We start from the raw sequence: 20,188 nt of genomic DNA, 5'->3' as shown, positions 1-20,188 counted from the left end.
AAAGGGGTCTGCCCCCTTTGCATTTTTCCATTCTAACATATTTCCTCAGATTAAAAAATCCCTCATTGACTTCCAATTTGATATCTGATACGATATCAGTACAGTTTACAGAGATATCTGTGAGCTATAGCGATATTGATATGAAAGATTGGAGATGAAAAGATGAGGACTTTATCCTGCTAATTATGACCGCATAACAAAACAGACTGACGAAAGGACTCTGTCCGTTTTTTTGTTGTGCAATCGCAGGAAGGTTCATCCTCTTTTCTTATCATATTCCCTATTGAACGCTTATAGTTCAATAGGAGGCATCCCATTCATGATGCCTTGTTTTTAAGATGTGATAGTAAGAAGCCGCAGGAATTGACTTTTCTGCGGCTTTCTTTATGTTCTGCCCTATAGCAGACTTATTAACACATAAAAAAACTGACAAGGAGGAATCTATTTTATGTCAAGAATCCAAGTAACAAATCTAACCTTTGCTTATGACAGCAGTTTTGATTATATTTTTGAACATGTATCTTTCCAGATCGACACGGACTGGAAGTTAGGTTTTATCGGGAGAAATGGACGTGGAAAGACCACGTTTCTGAACCTCCTTCTGGGAAAATATGAATACAGCGGAAGTATTTCAGCCAGTGTAGATTTTGAATACTTTCCATATCCCGTAGAGAATCCTGACGAAATGACGCTCTCTATCGTAGAATCCGTCAATCCTCAGGCAGAAAGCTGGCAGATTTTTAAAGAACTGAATCTCATGGATGCGGACCCGGAAATCCTGTACCGTCCTTTCTCTACTCTTAGCAACGGGGAACGGACGAAGGTACTCCTTGCCGCCTTATTCCTAAAAGAAAAAGCCTTTTTACTAATTGACGAGCCGACGAACCATCTGGATGTCAATGCCCGTGAGAAGGTCGCGCAATATCTGAATTCCAAGAAGGGATTCATCCTTGTATCACATGACCGTACTTTTTTGGATCAGTGCATCGACCATGTCCTTTCGATCAACAAGACACAGATTGAGATACAGAAAGGAACCTTCTCCTCCTGGTTCGCCAATAAGGAGGCCCAAGACGAGATGGAACTGGAGAAAAATGCCCAATTAAAGTCGGATATCCGCCGCCTTGAGGAGGCTTCACGCAGGACTGAGCGCTGGTCAGATAAGGTAGAGAGCACCAAGATCGGACAACGGGTCGCCGGACTGCGTCCTGACCGGGGACATATCGGACACCAGGCGGCCAAGATGATGAAGCGCTCCAAATCCACTCAGAAGCGGCAGCAAAATGCTATCTCAGAAAAGGAGACTCTGCTGAAAAACGTCGAGACTATGGATGCACTCAAACTGAATCTGCTCTCCTACCACACGGACCTGATTTTATCCATGGAGGATATCACGATCTCTTATGGGACGATACCTGTCCTTCAAAATATCAGCTTTTTTGTACGCCAAGGCAGCCGTGTATGCCTGCGTGGGAAAAATGGCTGCGGAAAAACCAGTCTGATCAAGTTGATTCTGGGGGAGGAGATTCCTTACACCGGAAGCTTCCACTTGGGCAGCGGCGTGAAGATTTCCTATATTTCACAGGATACTTCATGGCTGAAAGGCAGCCTTACTGAATTTGCCAAAGAGTACGCTCTGGATGAGACTATTTTCAGGGCCCTGTTAAGAAAGCTTGATTTCGACCGGGTGCAGTTCGAGAAAAAGATAGAAGAATACAGTGAAGGCCAGAAAAAAAAGGTCCTCCTGGCCAAAAGCCTGTGCGAACCTGCACACTTATTTATCTGGGATGAACCTCTCAACTTCGTGGATGTGTTCTCACGGATGCAGATAGAAAAATTACTGTTAGAATACAGACCGACCATGCTTTTTGTAGAGCATGACGAGGCGTTCCAGGAAAAAATTGCGACTCAGATCGTGGACTTATAGGATAGCATGAACATAGCCGGCACTTTCATCTTTTGAAAGTCGGCCGGCTATGTTTATATTTATGATATAAATGATTCATTCTAATCTATCTACACTTCTGCATCCTACTTACTTAACATGGAAATCATATCGCTCTTCGGCTTTGCGCCCATATCTCTAGCGGCTACTTCGCCATTCTTAAATACCATAAAGGTCGGGATGCTCATGACTCTGTACTGTCTTGCAATCTCCATCTGCTCATCAATATTGATCTTGCAGACCTTCACATCGGTCCTTTCTTCTGCGATCTCATCTATAACCGGAGCCATCATCTTGCATGGTCCGCACCAGTCTGCATAAAAATCAACCAGGACCGGCTTCTCTGACTTTAATACTTCCTGCTCAAAATTCTCTGTTGTAAGTTTTACTACTGACATCTTAATGTCCTCCTTTGATATATAAATTTTATAATTGTTTCATCAGGTATGTTTACAGTATATCAGAATTTTTTTATCTTTCTGTGATAAAATCACCAAACATGCTTAGCGCTGTTCGTCTTCTATTATACTTTACCCAATTTCCCCGCATCCAATACCTCGACATGTCCGCGGTTAAGCTTCACAAGCCCATCCATCTGAAACTGCTTCAAAAGCCGGGTCACTACTTCCCTTGCGGAACCGATGTCACGCGCCAGTGCATCATGCGTAATTGCCAATGTATCCGAGCCTGCCAACGCCCTGTGCTCCAGTAATGCATCTGCAAGTCTGGACGCCACATTAGAAAACACGTATTGGTTGAACAGCCACATGATATCTGAAAACTTCTCTGAAATCATCTCCAGGGTATAGTCCTTCACCGCTGCATTCTGTTCACTGATATCTTTATACAGACCTTTGGGAATCGTACAGATCACAGAGTCCGCTTCAAGCTCCATATCCAGTTCAATGTCCAGTCCTTTCATCATACAGGCCGCACTTAATATGCTCACGTCTCCATCCAACAGCCGGAACAGGGTAATCTCCCCACCACCGGGAGAGGTAATAAAGACCCTTGCCTGGCCCTCCTTAATAATCTGAACTCCTGCACACTCTCTGCCTCCATAATGGAGCATCGTTCCCTTGCTGTAGGAGCTTTCCGTCACTCTGTCTATCAGTGCATCCCGTTCACTTTTCGTCAGGTCCTTCCAAAAAGGAAGGGTTTGTTCTAATAATTTTCTCATCTAAGCCTCACCTATGTCCAATTGTCAATACACTATGAATTTATTATATCACGAAACCCCAGCCAGGGAAACACCTGGCGAAAAGGATACAAAATTGTTCACATTTTAATTACCGTTCACCTTCAGACAGCGGTCTATTGCTCATATGCCGCTACGATTTCACGCACCTTTTCCGTCACATAGTTACTGCCGCCCTTCTCCTTCACATCTTCTACCATCCCCGCTGCCACGACAGGTCTTTCTACATCCTCTATTGTCTCACATACGAACCAGCCGCGTTCCACTCCGTTTGTATCATCCTGGCTCTCCTTTATTTCAGCCGTCCCGGTCTTTCCCAGCATGTAAAGGCCGTCGATCTTCGCCTTGGCTCCCGTTCCAGATGGGTTTTCGATGACCTGGACCAGATCATTTTTAACAAGCTCTGCTGTTTCTGCCGAAACAACGCCTTCCTTCCAGATTTTTCCCTGCGGGGCATCTTGATAGAGAATCGTCGGCTGTATCATATTCCCGGCATTTACGAACATAGTATACATGGAAAGCATATGAATCGGGTTAACGAGAAGTTGTCCCTGTCCATATCCGGTATCCGCAAGCTGGATTTGGGAGTCGATCTTGTCATCATCGTCATAAGTGGAGCTTACGATTCCCAGCTCGAAAGGAATCTCTTCATCAAATCCCATTTTCTTAAAATATTCCTTCTCGATATCCTCTCCGATTGCAAGAGATGCCCTTGCAAAGTAAATATTATCCGAATAGACAAGTGCATTCTCCAGATTTACTTCCTGCCCATAATCTGTAAGAGTCGTAACAAAATAGTCGCCCCAGCTTGCATCCTTCTGCCATTTCAAGCCTACATACCCCATATTCTCATCCGGTTTGATCTTTCCACTGTCCACACCGATCGCCGCAGTGACGGCCTTAAAGGTAGACCCCGGAACCCAGGTGGTATACCAGCGGTTCGTCAATGGTTTATTTTTATCATCATTCAGCTCTTTCCAACGTTTATCTGACATTCCCATAATGAATTCATTGGGATCATACCCAGGGGTGCTTACAAGTGCCAGGACCTCCCCTGTCTTTGGATTCATCGCAGCAGCGGTTCCCGGGTCAGAGGCGAACTGCTCATATGCTTTCTGCTGCATCAAAGAATCAATCGTCACCTTGACATCCTTTCCCTTTTCGGCCGGCTTGAGCGCCAGATTCTCAATCTTCACACCGTCGGCATCCACGATATCGATACTGTGCCCGTCAACTGCTTTCAGTTCCTCTTCAAACGCCCTCTCCAGACCTGACTTTCCAATCACACTATTCTCGTTGTATCCCTTTCCTTTTAACTTCTCAAGATCCTCCGCTGTCACTGCCTGGACATATCCCGTCAGATGACCTGCTGCTGCCCCCAGTGGATATACCCGTTCTTCCTTATCATTGATCATGATACCAGGAATCTTCAATAGCTTTTCTTCCACTTCCGTTTGATTCTTGGAGATCTCCTTGACCGGGACGAATGAATCCTCCTTTACATAAGAAGCACTCAGCTTCTGGTCAATGTCATCCGCCGTCATACCCAGGATATCAGCAATCTTCTGAATCGCTTCCGCCTTCTTATCTCCTAGTTTTCCCGGTACGATACCGACCTCCGATACCGTCCCCTGACCAGCGAGAAGCCCTCCATTCCTGTCCAGTATAGAGCCCCTGACCGCCGGCTGGGTACTGATCTGTACCTTATACTCATCTTTCAGTGCCGGGAAGATCAGTGTAGAGTCCCAGTCGATCCGGTAGGCCTTCTCCTCTTTTACCAGCTTCATCTTATTCTCAAAGGAAATCTCATCCGCAGAGGTATTCATATTCGTGGAATAGGAGACATATGCTTCCTTCCTGCCGTCCTTATATTCTGTCTCCCCTTTCTGCTTCACCTTTACATCCGACGCATCAATTCCCTCATAAATATTTTCGTTCCTTGTAACAAAATCCTTCTTTGAAATCTTCTCTTTAGACTTATTACTCAGCATTCCATACATTTCTTCATACTTACCCTCATTTACAAGGGCAAAATAATCCTGTACGATTTCCTCGGGCGCTGCCTTCACCCCAAATCCTTTCCAAACTGCAAAACACCCTGCCCCCGCAATCACAATTACAGCCGCAATACTTACCGGGACAATCCATTTTCTCTGATTCCCCCGTTTCTTGCGCCGTCTGTTCCTCTGATACGCTTTCCTGTCTGCCATTAATACTCCCGCCTTTCTACATAAATGCCGACTTAGAATATCATGATGTTAGGGTCCCAAAGTCATGCTTTTTCATGCAAGCATGAAACACATGACCTTTTGACCCTTGCATCATATCATTTATATATTTTAATATTACATTTGTAAGCTTTATCTGTCAATCCCCGATTATTCTTATTACTATTATGGACGCTATAGAACAAAAAAGATTCCAATAACCAAAAAGAAAGACCATCCCTCATCCGGTACAGTCTTTCTCTTCATATACTAGGAGGCGGTCTGCTCCTCATACTTTCTTTGTGGTTCTTCCTTCCTCTTGGACAGCTTATGTACTGTTACAAAATAAGCTCCCGCGAGCGGAATACACGCTCCGATCCATGCCAGAGGACTTGCCCAGCACGCCCCCGCAAATCCAATACTGGATGTCAGGAAAATTGCTGCAAAGGTCCTCATGACCAGTTCCATGACTCCTGCCACTGTCGGCATAAATCCTTTTCCAAGCCCCTGCAGGGTAAAACGGAAAATGAATAAAAGCGCCAATACAAAATACATGGCCCCATTGATCTGAAGATAGGTCTGGGCCATGCCCTGAACACCAGTCTCTCCACTTCCAACGAACAGACCGGCCAGTTGATATCCAGCAAATATATTGACCATTCCCATCACAATACTAAAACCAACGGAAATCAAACTACACTGGAAGACTCCTTTCTTAATTCGATCAATCTTTCCAGCTCCGTAATTCTGTGCTCCATACGTCGCCATCGTCGTTCCAAAAGAATTCATCGGCTGTGTGGCGATCTGGTCGATTCTCTGTGCCGCTGAAAAGGCAGCAACCGCAACAGATCCCAGCCCATTCAGAACGAACTGCAGAACAACGGCCCCGATTGCAATAATAGACATCTGGAATCCCATCGGCATAGAAACTTTTATATGCTGGCTGATATCCCAGCCGGAAACTCTCCAGTCCTCCTTTTTCAAATGAAGGATCGGCAGCTTCTTCTTAATATACCACAGACACATCACAGCAGATGCCATTTGCGCAATAATCGTAGCCCAGGCTGCCCCTGCCACCCCCATTTTTGCAATCAGGATCAATGCAAAATCCAGGATAATATTCAGGATACATGCTATGATCAAAAACAATAGCGGTGTCCTGCTGTCTCCCAAAGCCCTGATTATATTGGATAGAAAATTAAACAGCATACTGGCTATGATTCCCCAGAATATTACGACAATATACTCATATGCGGAATCAATGATTTCCGGTGGTGTCCGCATCAATTCCAGAATCTTCCTCGCCAGCGGTACCGAAATCAGCGTCAGGACCGCTGTAACTCCAAGGCTGATCCATGCCCCTGCTGCTACGCTCCTTCTGACTCCTACCTCATCTTTCGCTCCGAACCGCTGTGCCGTGATGATTGCCAGCCCGGCACTTACCCCCATTGCAAATCCTAATATCAAAAAGCTGATGCTCCCGGTACAGCCTACTGCTGCCAGGGCATGCACACCCAGCGTCCTTCCTACGATCAAAGTGTCGACCATGCTATATAGCTGTTGAAAAATATTCCCGATCAATAGGGGAATCGTAAACATCACAATCAATTTCGCCGGACTGCCTTCTGTCATTTTCTTCGTCATGTCTTGTTACCTCCTGCTTCTTAAATTTAATTACCACTTTCAAATCACACTCCAAAATACAGACCAGAACAGAGATAAATTCCCATCCTGCTGCACTCTCAATGAAGCTTCCTTTCTGATAAGCACGTTCTATTATAATCGTTCTTTTGAAAATCAGAATGTAATATGTTGTACTTTAGATGTAGTATTTTGTATAAACGATAGAATCTTACATCAAAGACCACCGTGAATTATTTTCCACAGCAAACACATATTTTCATTGAATTTTCCACCATTTCAGGAGTATAATTCCTTATACACGCAATCGACAGCAGATTCGCAGACCTTCTGCCAGGACTGCGGTCCAGATTCCTATTTCATGGAGGTGACACTATGTATAGACAAGAATACGACCTGACCTATGACGACCTAAATCCTACTTTTTTGTTTATCTGTAATCTAAAACGCACAGAGACAGAAGATAATTATCATTGCCATGAACATCTGGAGATTTCCGTGGTCACCAAAGGGTATGGGACTTATTATATCGATGGAAAAGAATATCCCCTGAAAGCCGGAGACCTTGTGATCCTCAATCCAGGGACCTGCCACCAGAGTCTGGTGACCTGTCCTCAATACTGCACCACAGAATACTACATAGGCTTTACCGATATCAACATCCGGAATCTGCCGCCTAACACACTGCCTCTGCCCAACGGGAATGTAGTCCTATCCATGAAAGACGGCATGCGTCAGGAGGTCTTCCACCTCTGCTCCGCCATGGGGAAAGAATTTCATACCTGCCGCCCCGGCCGCTACTTCATGCTGAAGGCTTACCTGATCCAGCTCATTCTCCTCCTGCTTAGAGACCAGCAGGAAACCATAGAAGAATCCGACGGCTGCATCTTCGAATCACCAAATAAAAAATACGTAGTAAAACAAATGATCCGCTACTTCAACGAACACTATCACGAAAAAATATCTCTCGATCAGATTGCCAAAAACATGTACTTAAGTACCTTTTATCTCTCCAAGATCTTCAAGGCCGAGACCGGAGACACCCCCATCAACTACCTGATCGAGCTGCGCATGGAAAAAGCCCGCGACCTCATGGAATCCTCCCCCGACCTAAGCATCCAGGCCATCGCCTCCATGGTCGGCTATGAAGACGCCTATCATTTCAGTAAACTCTTCAAAAAACACTTCGGGGCTGCCCCCAGCAAATACCGTGCCGCCGGAAACTCCTGATTCCTCTTCCCGCACTTTTCCATCACCCTCCCCAAAGGCAGCCGCCATCCTGGCGCTGCCTCTGCACTATCAGCCATTCTCCCCCTAAAAGCCCCCCTATCCCCAAACTTCCCCCATATCCATTCCTATCCCCTTTCAACCATCACTTCCCTGATAAGCATAATCCGTCCCCTTTTGATGCACCTAGCTGAGAAGAATGCGGGATGAAGGTCACGCCAGAGCTTCGGATGTTGTTTCGAAAGCCTGAAAGTGAGCGCTACAAGATGTTAAAGAAAAAATGAGAAAAAGCGAGGACAGAATTCGCCGCACAACGGCGTAATTCTGCAGCCTACTTGCGGAGAAATCATCAAGATTTCTCCGCATATAGGCTGGTGCCTCACTTTTTCTCATTTTATCTTTTACAGCTTGTAAGCAAACGGTACGGTTTTCGAAACAACATCCGAAGCCCTGACGGGAACTTCATCCTGCATTCTTCTCAGCGCCCCAACAAACGAAACGCGTTTATGCTTCATCAATCGCCTTCCCGATATCGTGCCTCATGTATTTATTCTCGAATTTCACCCATTCGGTCGCTGCATAGGCATTTGCCCGTGCCTCTTTGAGGTCTTTCCCCTTCGCAGTCACGCCCAGCACGCGTCCCCCATTGGTCACGATCTGGTCGCCGTCGAACTTCGTTCCCGCATGGAAGCAGTAGTACCCTTCATGCTTCTTGAACTCTTCCAGTCCGCTGATCGGGAATCCCTTCTCATACTTCACCGGATAACCCTCTGATGCCAGCACGACACAGACAGCCGCATTGTCCTCAAATTGAAGGTCTACCTGATCCAGTGTTCCATCGATACATGCCTCCACGACTTCGATCAGATCATTCTTCATACGAGGCAGTACGACCTGGGCCTCTGGATCACCAAAACGTGCATTGTATTCCAGGACCTTCGGTCCCTCTTCTGTCAGCATCAATCCAAAGAAGATGATTCCCTTGAACTCTCTGCCTTCCGAAGCCATAGCATCTACAGTTGCCTGATATACATATTTGTTGCAGAACTCTTCCACTTCATTTGTATAGAATGGGCTCGGGGAAAAGGTTCCCATACCACCAGTATTCAATCCAGTATCCCCGTCTCCGGCACGCTTGTGGTCCTGTGCAGAGGTCATAGTCTTGATTGTCTTACCATCTACGAAGGAAAGAACAGAGACCTCTCGCCCGGTCATGAATTCTTCAATGACCATCTCATTTCCCGCGCTGCCGAACTTCTTGTCCAGCATGATGGTCTTCACGCCTTCCTTAGCCTCCTCAAGGGTATTGCAGATCAGCACGCCCTTTCCAAGAGCCAGACCGTCAGCCTTTAACACGATCGGGAACTTTGCTGTCTCCAGATATGCAAGTGCAGCCTCAGGATCTGTAAAATTCTCATAGCCTGCTGTCGGTATATTGTATTTTTTCATCAGATCTTTGGAAAATGCCTTAGAGCCTTCCAGGATTGCCGCATTCTTGCGCGGTCCGAAGGTACGGATACCAGCGGCCTCCATCTCATCGACCAGACCTCCTACTAAGGGATCATCCATGCCTACAATCACAAGATCTATTTCTTTCTCCTTTGCAAAAGTAACCAGTTTCTCAAACTCCATTGCCCCGATATCTACGCATTCTGCATATTCTGCGATTCCTGCATTCCCTGGTGCACAATACATCTTCTCGACCTTGTTACTTTTTGCAGCGCTCTCTGCAATTGCATGCTCTCTTCCGCCGCTTCCTACAATTAATACCTTCATGGCAGCCTCCTCTTATCTACTGTTTACTGTATCATTTTCACTTTTCCGTCTTCCACCATAACTTTCCCGTTGGCGATCAAATCAATGGCTCTCGGCAGAATCTTCCACTCTGCCTGTTCCATGACTCTGCGCTGTAAGACCTCCGGTGTATCCCCGTCTTCCACTTCCACTGCTTTTTGTAAGATAATCGGTCCTGTGTCTGTCCCTTCATCCACAAAATGAACGGTAGCGCCAGCCACCTTTACACCGCGTGCAAGAGCTGCCTCGTGCACCTTCAACCCATAATATCCTTTTCCGCAAAAAGATGGAATCAAAGACGGATGGATGTTGATCATGCGGTTCCTATACTTCTCGATCATAGCCGGAGGAATCACGACCAGGAATCCTGCCAGAACAATCAGATCCGGCTCATAGGCATTCACAGCCTCCAAAAACTTTTCATTGAAGATCTCCCTGGACTCAAATTCCTTCGGTGATACGCATAAGCTTGGAATCCCATGTTCCTCTGCCCGTTTCAGAGCATAGGCGTTCCGATTATTGCTGATGACCCCTGCAATCTCAGTATTGGAAATAATCCCGTCCTTTACTCCGTCGATAATTGCCTGTAGATTCGTGCCTCCTCCAGAGACAAGAACAACTATTCTTAGCATAAGGTTACTCCTTTTTCACCCTCTTCAATCTGTCCAACTACGTATGGTTCCTCACCAGCTTCTTTAATTGCAGCCATGGTCTTCTCGACGTCAGCTTCATCTACTGCAAGGATCATTCCGAGTCCCATGTTAAATGTGTTGTACATCATCTGCTCCTCAATATCTCCGTCTACAGATAACATCTTGAAAATCGGAGGAATCGGGTAGCTGTCTTTTTTAATCACTGCACGAGTGCCGTCTTTGAGCATACGTGGTACGTTCTCATAGAATCCGCCGCCTGTGATATGGCTGCAGGCTTTGATGGTAACACCTGCTTCCTTCACGCTGCGAAGAGCCTTCACATAGATCTTCGTCGGTGCCAGAAGTGCTTCGCCCAAAGTGCATCCCAGACTGTCATAATATGTATCAAGAGCTTCTCTCTTCATATTGAATACTTTTCTGACGAGAGAGAATCCATTGCTGTGTACACCAGAAGAAGCCATACCGATCAACACATCTCCGGCTTTTAAGTCTTTTCCTGTAATCAGGTCTTTTTCATCCACTACACCGACTGCAAATCCGGCAAGGTCATACTCATCCACCGGATAGAAGCCCGGCATCTCTGCTGTCTCCCCGCCGATCAGAGCTGCGTTAGACTGCTTACATCCATCTGCGACACCGCTTACGATCGTCGCGATCTTCTCCGGCTCATTCTTTCCACATGCAATGTAATCAAGGAAGAATAAAGGCTCTCCGCCTGCACATGCGATATCATTCACACACATAGCTACACAGTCAATACCGATCGTATCGTGCTTGTCTAGGATGAATGCCAGCTTTAACTTTGTACCCACACCATCTGTACCGGATACAAGAGTTGGTTTCTCCATCCCTTTGAACTTCTCCATGGAGAATGCTCCTGAGAATCCGCCCAGATTCGTCAGCACCTCCGGTCTCATAGTCTCCTGTACATGCTTCTTCATCAGTTCTACTGATTTATAACCTGCTTCAATATCAACGCCTGCGTTCTTATAATCCATACCTATTCTCCAATCTAATCTTATTTCTGTGCAAGATAAGCTTCGTATCCGATTTCCTCTAATTTTGCTGCTTTGCCCTGAACGGTCTCTTTCATCTCAACAGAGTATGCTTTTAATTTTTCTAACAGCTCTGCATCAGAGGTCGCAAGAATCTTTGCAGCCAGGATCGCAGCATTCATACCACCGTCGATTGCAACTGTTGCTACCGGGATTCCAGGCGGCATCTGAACGATTGAAAATAGTGCATCTTCTCCTGCCAGGTTCTTTCCTGACATCGGAACGCCTACGACCGGCATCGGGAACAATGCTGCACACATTCCCGGCAGATGAGCTGCCATACCTGCCCCGGCGATGATTACCTTGATTCCTTTTCCTTCTGCAGCTTTTGCCCACTCGAAAAATACATCCGGCTCGCGGTGTGCTGAGATGATTGTCATCTCATAATCGATTCCCAGTTTCTCCAGCATGCTTGCAGCTTTGCTCATAACCTTAAGGTCAGAGTCGCTTCCCATTACAATTCCTACTCTTGGCATGTTTTATCCACCTTTCTCATTTCGTAAATCAGTCAAAGCGGATATTTGGAATCCGCTTTGCTACTTCCTTTGAGTGTTCGTTACATTTCAGCTATTCATGGAATGGTTCATTCAGGGCTTCGGTACCCTCTAATACGAACCTTCCGTCCTTCAATAGTATAATATTTTTTCCCTCTTTTGTCACTACACTTATTTCTTCTAACTCTTCATAAGGTATGGTTATATCTGTATGGCATTGGAAGTATGCTTTTGCCACATCTTCTTTGCGCAGAATCGACACCGAATTGTCCTTCGCCACGATTTCTTTCCCGTTTGGATTATAAACTTTGATGTCCTCGCTCCAACTGTAGCAAGTGTCGCCCACTGCAAAATGAGGTCCCATCTTCTCTGCGATCAGGATTGGCATCTTATCCTCAATGCCATATTTTTTTGCAGCCACATAAGCCGTTGTGTTCGTACCGATCGCAAACTCACCGAGCGGCAGTGTCTTATGGTTATGAAGCACATTTTCATAGATATACTTCCGGTTCTCCTCTTCCTGCCCGAAATTGGAACAGGTATAATCCTCGATCATCCCATCTTTGAACACGATCTTTAAATTTTGATACTGTAGTTCATTGAGATAGACCCGGCTCACATGCAGCACACCATTTGTCCCTTCCAGGACAGGTGAGGTAAATACTTCTCCCACCGGAATGTTCACATCTGCAACACAGTTCTCGAAGATCGTCTCCTTCTTGGGGTTCTCCAAATGGTATAGCTGGACCTTTAGATCCGTCTGGTTCTCTCCCTTTCCAAGAATATGCACATATTCTCCCTGATCCAGGGCATCGATCAGAGTCTGCTGGACCTTCTCATAAAGCTTTGCATCCAGCGTATTGATGCGGATCACCTCGTCAAAAATAGCCGCATAATCATCCCCGATCTCCGGCACCGGATAGGCAATGATCGTGAAGCTGCGCTCCTCACCTTTGATATACTGATTCGTGAGCTGCCCTGATCTGCTGTCATAGAGCAATGACAGAGAACGCTGGGCATCGCTGTATGTCGGTGCCTCTGGTTTCGCCTCCGGCGAAAATGGCTTTTCCCCGAAAATTTCCATCACGGCCGGACCCGCAAACTGTGCAGCCTGTTCTTTATTTTTCTCATATACATTTTTCAGCACATCCAGCTTCCGCTCAATATAACGTTTGTCCATGAACAGCGACTGGTCCGAACGGTGATCGTATTCATACTGCTTATTGGCAATGGCACCATAATATCCGACCTTGAACTGCTCTCTTTTTGTAATGACACTGGAGGCTGCACGGTAGATCACCGGCTTTAGTCCCATCTTTTCAAAATTCTCAATCGCCACCCTTACTACCCTTTCAAAACCAAGACAGTAGCGGATGTTGACGACCGACTTCCTTGACAGGTCCTTTCCCGTATTGATGAAACCAATCCGGTAACCCTCTGTATAGACATCCGCCATCTTTCGAATCGTCTCATTTGGCAGGCTTCTTAAATGCCTTGCCGTATGCAGTTCATTCTGTGTGATGAACTCTCCAAAACGATACAGATATCTGTCATCCTCCAAATCTGCATTCAGAATCAGCTCTGCAGCAAAGGAATCCTCTGGATAGAGCTGTTCCTCGATTCGGTCTGCCAGGAACACATCGCAGTAATCACTGGCATACCAATAGACAATCTCTTTCAGGCTCCGGTATTCTGGAACGGGTTCTGCCTCAAAACAGTTGTAGACTTCGATGAACAGTTCATTTAAAATCGTCAAATAATCCATCCGGTTCTCAAACACATACGGGATTCCTCCACGGATCTCTGCGTACAGAAAACTCAGAAGCTTGCCAAGTTCCTCACCCAGCATCTTTACAGCAAAAGCAGGATTTGCATAGCTGATATCATAATGCTCATCCAGAATGTCCACATACAGAACATAGTTGAACTCTTCCATCTCCTTTAATTCAAGCCGGTCCCACTGCCCATTTTCTACCTTTCTGCGCACTGCCTCCAATTCCAGCAAGAAGGCGGATACCGCCTGAAAATACGGCTGGAACTTTTCATTCACTGTATCTTCTGTTGCGATTGCCTTGATCCTGTCTACAGAAAGCTCATGCCTTTCCTGATACTGTTCATTTCTTTCTGATTGCCATTCTTGAAATGCCATCTACTTTAGACCTCCTATGAATATCGTCAGCAGTCCCAGCAGAAGAATGATGTTTCCTGCCAGCCCTGCTTTACAGGTAATATAATTTTTATCTCTTTCCCGCATCCCTTTCACAGATGCCCGGATTCCAAGTACCGCCAAAACGACCGACAGAATTCCCATGCCGCCTACAAATCCCCATGTATTCCCGCGCAAGACGAATGCGATGAGGATACAGGTAAGGATCATTGCAAAGGCACAGCCTGCATACACACAGGAGTAGATTCCCATACGGGAGTGTTTCATCTTCGCCTGTCCATATTTTCTGGAACCGCGCTTCTTACGTTCCTTTTCAAGCTCTTTCTGCCTTTGCTTAGCGTCTTTTTTTCCTGCGCCCATTATGCCGTCTCCTTATCATATTGCAAATTGAGAATAAAATATACCCCAGTACGCCTCCGACTGTATTTAATAGAAGGTCATCCACATCAAAGCTCCCTACCTTTGTCATGATCTGGAACACCTCCACGCAGAGGCTTAAACCAAAGCTGTAAAATAGTGTCATAAAAAATCCCCTGGCCCTGCTCGCCATGGAGATAAAAAACCCGTATGGCACAAATATCAGAATATTCCCGAATAAATTAGTGAATACCGCGAAGGCTCCCAATTCTTCCCGGTATTCTATGAATCTCTTTATCTCTTTAAATAGTACTAGATTATACCGATACTCCGATGAGACACCGGTGCGCCCGTACCAGTCTGAAAATATCAGGAAATACAGGAGGAAGAAAATGTAAAGTACAAACATGACCTTCCCCATGGTACGGAGCTTTTTGACTTCTTTCTGGCTCAAATTGCTACCCCTTTTTCATTACTGCACATCTGCCGCGACTCGCCTAAAAAGTAATCTCATGCTTATTTTTCAGTAGGCGTGCTCCATTGATCACCGTGATGATCCCGGCTGCGACCCCTGTCACGATCATAATGATTCCGAGCACAATGTTCGCTGCACCTGCACCTGACATTGTTTTATATGCCTTTTCCATTTGACTTCCCCCTATTTTACGCCATATTGTTCGTAATATGCATCAATTGCTGCCTTTAATGTATCGTCAATGATTACCTTTCCTTTGTATGGTCTATTATAAAGGTGCTCTACGACCTCTGCCATCGTAACGATCGCCGTTGTCTCAAGAGCATACTTCTCCTGAATCTCGCTCAATGCGCTCTTCTCGCCCTGTCCGCGTTCCATTCTGTCTACAGAAACGACCAGTCCGATCGGCGAAACATCTCCCTGTGCCTTGATGATCGGCAACGTCTCCTGAATGGATGTGCCGGCTGTCGTAACATCTTCGATAATAACGACCTTGTCTCCGTCCTGAATCGGGCTGCCAAGAAGGATCCCCTTGTCTCCGTGGTCTTTTACTTCTTTTCTGTTAGAGCAGTATTTGATGTCTTTTCCATAGAATTCGCTGATGGCCATTGTCGTAGCAACAGTCAGAGGGATTCCTTTATATGCTGGTCCGAATAAAACATCAAAATCAAACCCGAACTTCTGGTTGATTGCTTTTGCATAGTATTCTCCCAATTTGCGGAGCTGTGCTCCGGTACGGTAGAATCCTGTGTTTACAAAAAATGGGGTCTTTCTTCCGCTCTTTGTCACGAAATCTCCAAATTTTAAAACCTCGCAGTCGATCATAAATTCAATAAATTCTTGTTTATACTGTTCCATGATAATCCTCCTATTGTTTGCCTTTGTACTCTTATTTTACCAGTCCGACCATATCCTTTATGTTCTCAAAATGATATCTTTCCATATATTTTTCAATACCTTCCACGACCTCCACAGTCGCTGCCGGATTGAAAAAGTTTGCTGTCCCAACGGAAACGGCTGTTGCACCGGCAAGGATAAATTCAATAGCGTCCTCATAAGTGGAGATTCCTCCCATACCGATGATCGGAAGCTTCACTGCATTTGCCACCTGATATACCATACGGACCGCGATCGGTTTTACCGCCGGCCCTGATACTCCGCCTGTCTTGTTGGCCAGTGCAAAAGTCTGTCTATTGATATCGATCTTCATCCCGGTCAGTGTATTGATCAGGGATAATACATCTGCACCGCCAGCCTCTGCTGCCTTCGCAGTCTCCGTGATATCTGTGACATTCGGACTTAACTTCATGATTACCGGCTGCTTTGCGTACTTCTTGATCTCTTTTGTGATATCCTCGACCGCCTTCGGATTCTGTCCGAAAGCAATCCCGCCTTCTTTTACATTCGGGCAGGAAATGTTGATCTCCAGCAGATCCACTGGTTCATCCGCCAGACGCTCCACTACTTCACAGTAATCTTCGGTCGTCTTTCCACAGACATTGACGATAATCTTTGTGTCATATTTTTTCAGGAACGGAATATCCCTCTCGCAGAATACATCGATTCCCGGATTCTGCAGACCAATGGCATTCATCATCCCACCATAGGTCTCTGCGATTCTCGGAGTCGGATTGCCAGGCCATGGAACATTCGCCACGCCTTTTGTCACAACCGCACCCAGGCGGTTCAGATCTACGAATTCACTGTATTCTTCCCCGGAACCAAATGTGCCAGAGGCTGTCATGACCGGGTTCTTTAATTCTACACCCGCAAGGTTCACTGTTGTATTCATTAGATTTCCACCTCCGTTGACAGGAATACCGGGCCGTCTTTGCAGACACGTTTATTGTGTACATGACTGTGTCCGTCCACTTCCTTGGACTGGCAGACACAGGCTAAGCATGCACCGATTCCACAGGCCATTCTTTCTTCCGTAGATATATAGCATACAATATTTTTTTCTTCGGCGTACTGCTTAATTGCCCGAAGCATTGGAGCCGGCCCACAGGCAAAGATAACCTCAGCATCCAGTCCATTGGCAGCAATTGCATCCATTACATTTCCTTTGGTTCCTGCGCTGCCATCCTCCGTTGCAACATAGAAATCACCATATTCGCAGAATTCCTCTGCTAAAAACTGCTCATCCCGGTAGCCCATGACAAGCACCTTCTTAGTATCAAGCTGCTTTGCCAGTTCCAGCATCGGAGGGACACCGATTCCACCTCCGATCAGCATTGCCTTCTTTCCCTTGGCAGCTTCCAGTGGGAAACCATTCCCCAGCGGGCCTAGGATATCAATCCAGTCCCCCTTGGTCAGTTCTGAGAACTGTTCTGTCCCTGTCCCCTCACCTGTGACACGGTATACGACACGAATCAGCTTTTTCTCTCTATTAATCTCACACAGACTGATCGGGCGTGGAAGCAGTTTGCTGCCATCCTTTGTATACATGGAAATAAACTGTCCCGGCACAGCCAGGGATGCGATCTTTTCTGTCTGGATCCACATACTGTAAATATCTGCTGCGATGCATTCCTGAGATACGATCATTGCAGATTCTTTTCGTTTATTAGACATGGTCTTTCTCCTTTTTAAAGTACTTTCCTTTACTCAGACTTTCCGATGTTTGGTCTGATATTTATGCTGAATTCTCCTCCAGCTTGTGCGATGCCTACCTGCTCTCTAAAGCTTCGCGGATATCAGCAGCCATAGCTTCTACTGCTGCCCTGGATGCATCTCCGAAATTCTCCGGCCCGAACTGTGCATAAGCCTCCTGCTTATAAGCAGCGATGATTCCTCTGGATGAGTTCACGATTGCTCCAAGTCCATCTTCATTAAAGAAGTGAACCAGATCTTTTCCTTTTCCACCCTGTGCACCATACCCCGGTACCAGAATATAGGATTTCGGCATCACCTTACGGAGCACTTTTCCCATCTCTGGATAAGTCGCACCGACTACAGCACCGATATAGCTGTATTCCTCTCCCATACACTCTTTGCCCCACTCGGCAACCTTCTCGCCTACCAGTTCATAGAGCGGTCTGCCGTCAATGAGCTGATCCTGGAACTCACCGCTGGAAGGGTTGGAAGTCTTCACAAGGATGAACAGTCCCTTCTTCTCTGTCTTGCATACATCGATGAATGGATTTACCCCATCAGAACCAAGGTATGGGTTCACAGTAGCAAAATCTTCATCAAACGGAACATACTCTTTGCTTCCCACTTTCACCTTTCCAAGATGCCCGACTGCATACGCAGCAGAAGTCGAGCCGATGTCTCCTCTCTTAATATCGCCGATCACGACCAGATCTTTCTCTTTACAGTAATCGACCGTCTTTTTAAAAGCTGCAAGTCCTGGTACTCCAAACTGCTCATACATCGCTATCTGAGGCTTTACAGCAGGAATCAGATCATATGTCTTATCCACGATCTCCTTATTGAACTGCCAGATTGCCTCCGCAGCCCCCTCCAAAGTCTCTCCGAATTCTCCGAACGCAGCCTCCTTGATATGCTCCGGGATGTAGTTGAGCATCGGGTCCAGCCCTACCACGATCGGTGCTCCTGTCTTCTTAATCTTATCTACCAGCTTGTTAATCATAAAAAACCTCCTCAATTATCTGAATGTTCTTACAACGGTGAGCAAAAAGGTCTGCCCCTTTTGCTCTCCATTTTTTATCTTGCATATACAATTCGTCCATCTACAATGGTATAACGCACTTCCCCTTTGACCGGATATCCGTCAAATGGTGTGTTCTTTCCCTTGGAAAGGAACGTATTCTTATCGATCCTGTACTCTGCCGCCGGGTCAAACACCATCAGATCGGCAGTCATGCCCTCTGATACCGAACCTTTATCGGAAAGTCCCAGAATTCTGGCAGGATTATAGCTCATCTTTTCAGCCATCTGCATCGGAGTGAGCACGCCTTTCTCCACCAGTTCTGTGTAGGTCAGGCAGGCGGATGTCTCCAGACCGACGATACCAAAGGATGCCTTTTCCATCGGAAGATTCTTCTCCTCCTCGGCATGTGGTGCATGGTCGGTCGAAATTACATCCATGATTCCATTCTTAAGACCTTCCCTCAATGCTTCCACATCCTCCTTAGAACGAAGCGGCGGGTTCATCTTGAACTGTCCGTCATTCTCCTTGATATCCTCATCGGATAAGATAAAATGATGTGGACACACCTCTCCAGTCACCAAAAGCCCTGCCTTCTTGGCAGCATCAATCATCTTCACGCTGTCAGCAGTCGAGCAGTGGCATAGATGAAGACGCACCCCCGTCTCCTTGGCGAGCAGGATATCTCTGGCAACAATGACATCCTCCACAGAATTGGTGATGCCCTTTACTCCCAGTGCTTCTGCTTTCGCACCGGCATTCATCACACCGCCCTCTACCATATTAATATCCTCACAGTGTGCAAATACAGAAATTCCACATTCCTTGGCAAGCTTCATCCCTTTCCGGTATAAAGCAGCATTCATGACTGACTTTCCATCCTCACTGATGGCGTGGCAGCCTGCCTTCGCCATCCCCTCGATATCTGCCAACTCTTCTCCCTTTTCCCCTTTGGTAACAGCTCCAAGCTGAATCACATGAATGGGAGATTCCTCTGCGGCTCTCTTATGCAGCTCTTCCACCATCTCCTTTGTATCCGTGATCGGCTTCGTATTCGGCATCGCACAGACAGTTGTCACACCACCGCGGGCCGCTGCCCTTCCGCCAGTCTCCAAGGTCTCTTTATGGGTCAGCCCCGGATCACGCAGATGCACGTGCAGATCAATCAGTCCCGGCATCACATAACAGCCGGAGGCATCTATCGTCTCATCTGCTGCATCCTGAATCTCTTTCGCAACCTTCACAATCTTTGTCCCATCCACCAGGACATCGCTGATATCATCCAGCCCCGTCAGTGGATCTAGAACATGACCGTTTTGAATCAAAAGTCTCATAATGTTAGTCCTTCCTCTATAAGATTAC

At 46.3% G+C, this 20,188-nt stretch carries 19 protein-coding genes; 2 read left to right on the top strand and 17 right to left on the bottom strand.

Going from position 1 to position 20,188, the window contains the following annotated elements; all coding sequences use genetic code 11:
- Positions 1-448 precede the first annotated feature (448 nt).
- Entirely contained in the window at positions 449-1,927 is a 1,479-nt protein-coding gene (gene abc-f, locus HGO97_RS02150; protein WP_216238965.1) for a ribosomal protection-like ABC-F family protein, read from the top strand.
- A gap of 104 nt (positions 1,928-2,031) precedes the next feature.
- On the opposite strand, the gene trxA is transcribed toward abc-f, so the two are convergent.
- The 4 genes from trxA to HGO97_RS02130 form a co-directional block, all read right to left on the bottom strand.
- Complete coding sequence (trxA, locus tag HGO97_RS02145; protein WP_216238962.1) at positions 2,032-2,343, bottom strand: thioredoxin; 312 nt, start codon at positions 2,341-2,343, stop codon at positions 2,032-2,034.
- Positions 2,344-2,468: 125 nt separating this feature from the next.
- A complete protein-coding gene (locus tag HGO97_RS02140; protein WP_216238960.1) occupies positions 2,469-3,125 on the bottom strand; it encodes a Crp/Fnr family transcriptional regulator in 657 nt (218 codons plus the stop codon).
- A gap of 134 nt (positions 3,126-3,259) precedes the next feature.
- Positions 3,260-5,353, bottom strand: coding sequence for a penicillin-binding transpeptidase domain-containing protein (locus HGO97_RS02135; protein ID WP_216238958.1), 2,094 nt, complete (start codon positions 5,351-5,353; stop codon positions 3,260-3,262).
- A 267-nt stretch (positions 5,354-5,620) separates the two neighbouring features.
- Positions 5,621-6,994, bottom strand: coding sequence for an MATE family efflux transporter (locus HGO97_RS02130; RefSeq protein WP_216238956.1), 1,374 nt, complete (start codon positions 6,992-6,994; stop codon positions 5,621-5,623).
- Positions 6,995-7,366: 372 nt separating this feature from the next.
- Here HGO97_RS02130 and HGO97_RS02125 point away from each other — a divergent pair, with 372 nt between their 5' ends.
- Complete coding sequence (locus HGO97_RS02125; protein WP_216238954.1) at positions 7,367-8,221, top strand: AraC family transcriptional regulator; 855 nt, start codon at positions 7,367-7,369, stop codon at positions 8,219-8,221.
- Between the two features lie 501 nt (positions 8,222-8,722).
- Here the strand turns inward: HGO97_RS02125 and purD are convergent.
- The 13 genes from purD to HGO97_RS02060 form a co-directional block, all read right to left on the bottom strand.
- Positions 8,723-9,994 (bottom strand): phosphoribosylamine--glycine ligase, encoded by a 1,272-nt coding sequence (gene purD / locus HGO97_RS02120; protein WP_216238952.1) that lies wholly within the window; start codon positions 9,992-9,994, stop codon positions 8,723-8,725.
- 23 nt (positions 9,995-10,017) lie between these two features.
- A complete protein-coding gene (gene purN / locus HGO97_RS02115; protein ID WP_216238948.1) occupies positions 10,018-10,644 on the bottom strand; it encodes a phosphoribosylglycinamide formyltransferase in 627 nt (208 codons plus the stop codon).
- Positions 10,638-11,663: a phosphoribosylformylglycinamidine cyclo-ligase gene (purM, locus tag HGO97_RS02110; protein WP_216238946.1), complete on the bottom strand. Its 1,026-nt coding sequence runs from the start codon at positions 11,661-11,663 to the stop codon at positions 10,638-10,640. The genes purN and purM overlap by 7 nt, the downstream gene beginning before the upstream one ends.
- A gap of 20 nt (positions 11,664-11,683) precedes the next feature.
- Positions 11,684-12,196 (bottom strand): 5-(carboxyamino)imidazole ribonucleotide mutase, encoded by a 513-nt coding sequence (gene purE, locus HGO97_RS02105; protein WP_216238944.1) that lies wholly within the window; start codon positions 12,194-12,196, stop codon positions 11,684-11,686.
- Between the two features lie 91 nt (positions 12,197-12,287).
- Positions 12,288-14,363, bottom strand: a complete 2,076-nt coding sequence (locus HGO97_RS02100) for an aminopeptidase (RefSeq protein WP_216238943.1) — start codon at positions 14,361-14,363, stop codon at positions 12,288-12,290.
- Positions 14,364-14,741: a DUF6142 family protein gene (locus HGO97_RS02095; protein WP_216238942.1), complete on the bottom strand. Its 378-nt coding sequence runs from the start codon at positions 14,739-14,741 to the stop codon at positions 14,364-14,366.
- Positions 14,716-15,159, bottom strand: a complete 444-nt coding sequence (locus tag HGO97_RS02090) for a VanZ family protein (RefSeq protein WP_408610835.1) — start codon at positions 15,157-15,159, stop codon at positions 14,716-14,718. The genes HGO97_RS02095 and HGO97_RS02090 overlap by 26 nt, the downstream gene beginning before the upstream one ends.
- Before the next feature lie 76 nt (positions 15,160-15,235).
- The gene (locus HGO97_RS02085) at positions 15,236-15,385 is read right to left on the bottom strand and encodes a hypothetical protein (RefSeq protein WP_216238940.1); all 150 of its coding nucleotides are present in this window, start codon (positions 15,383-15,385) and stop codon (positions 15,236-15,238) included.
- An 11-nt stretch (positions 15,386-15,396) separates the two neighbouring features.
- Positions 15,397-16,071: an orotate phosphoribosyltransferase gene (gene pyrE, locus HGO97_RS02080; protein ID WP_216238939.1), complete on the bottom strand. Its 675-nt coding sequence runs from the start codon at positions 16,069-16,071 to the stop codon at positions 15,397-15,399.
- 31 nt (positions 16,072-16,102) lie between these two features.
- Complete coding sequence (locus tag HGO97_RS02075; RefSeq protein WP_216238938.1) at positions 16,103-17,005, bottom strand: dihydroorotate dehydrogenase; 903 nt, start codon at positions 17,003-17,005, stop codon at positions 16,103-16,105.
- Positions 17,005-17,787 (bottom strand): dihydroorotate dehydrogenase electron transfer subunit, encoded by a 783-nt coding sequence (locus tag HGO97_RS02070; RefSeq protein WP_216238936.1) that lies wholly within the window; start codon positions 17,785-17,787, stop codon positions 17,005-17,007. The genes HGO97_RS02075 and HGO97_RS02070 overlap by 1 nt, the downstream gene beginning before the upstream one ends.
- A 94-nt stretch (positions 17,788-17,881) precedes the next feature.
- Positions 17,882-18,808 (bottom strand): orotidine-5'-phosphate decarboxylase, encoded by a 927-nt coding sequence (pyrF, locus tag HGO97_RS02065; protein ID WP_216238934.1) that lies wholly within the window; start codon positions 18,806-18,808, stop codon positions 17,882-17,884.
- 74 nt (positions 18,809-18,882) lie between these two features.
- Entirely contained in the window at positions 18,883-20,160 is a 1,278-nt protein-coding gene (locus HGO97_RS02060; protein WP_216238931.1) for a dihydroorotase, read from the bottom strand.
- Positions 20,161-20,188 lie beyond the last annotated feature (28 nt).

The sequence above is a fragment of the Faecalicatena faecalis genome (genome assembly GCF_012524165.2).
Classification (GTDB): domain Bacteria; phylum Bacillota; class Clostridia; order Lachnospirales; family Lachnospiraceae; genus Faecalicatena_A; species Faecalicatena_A faecalis.
Note: the sequence above shows the minus strand (reverse complement) of the source record. Positions and strands in the feature narration are given on the sequence as shown.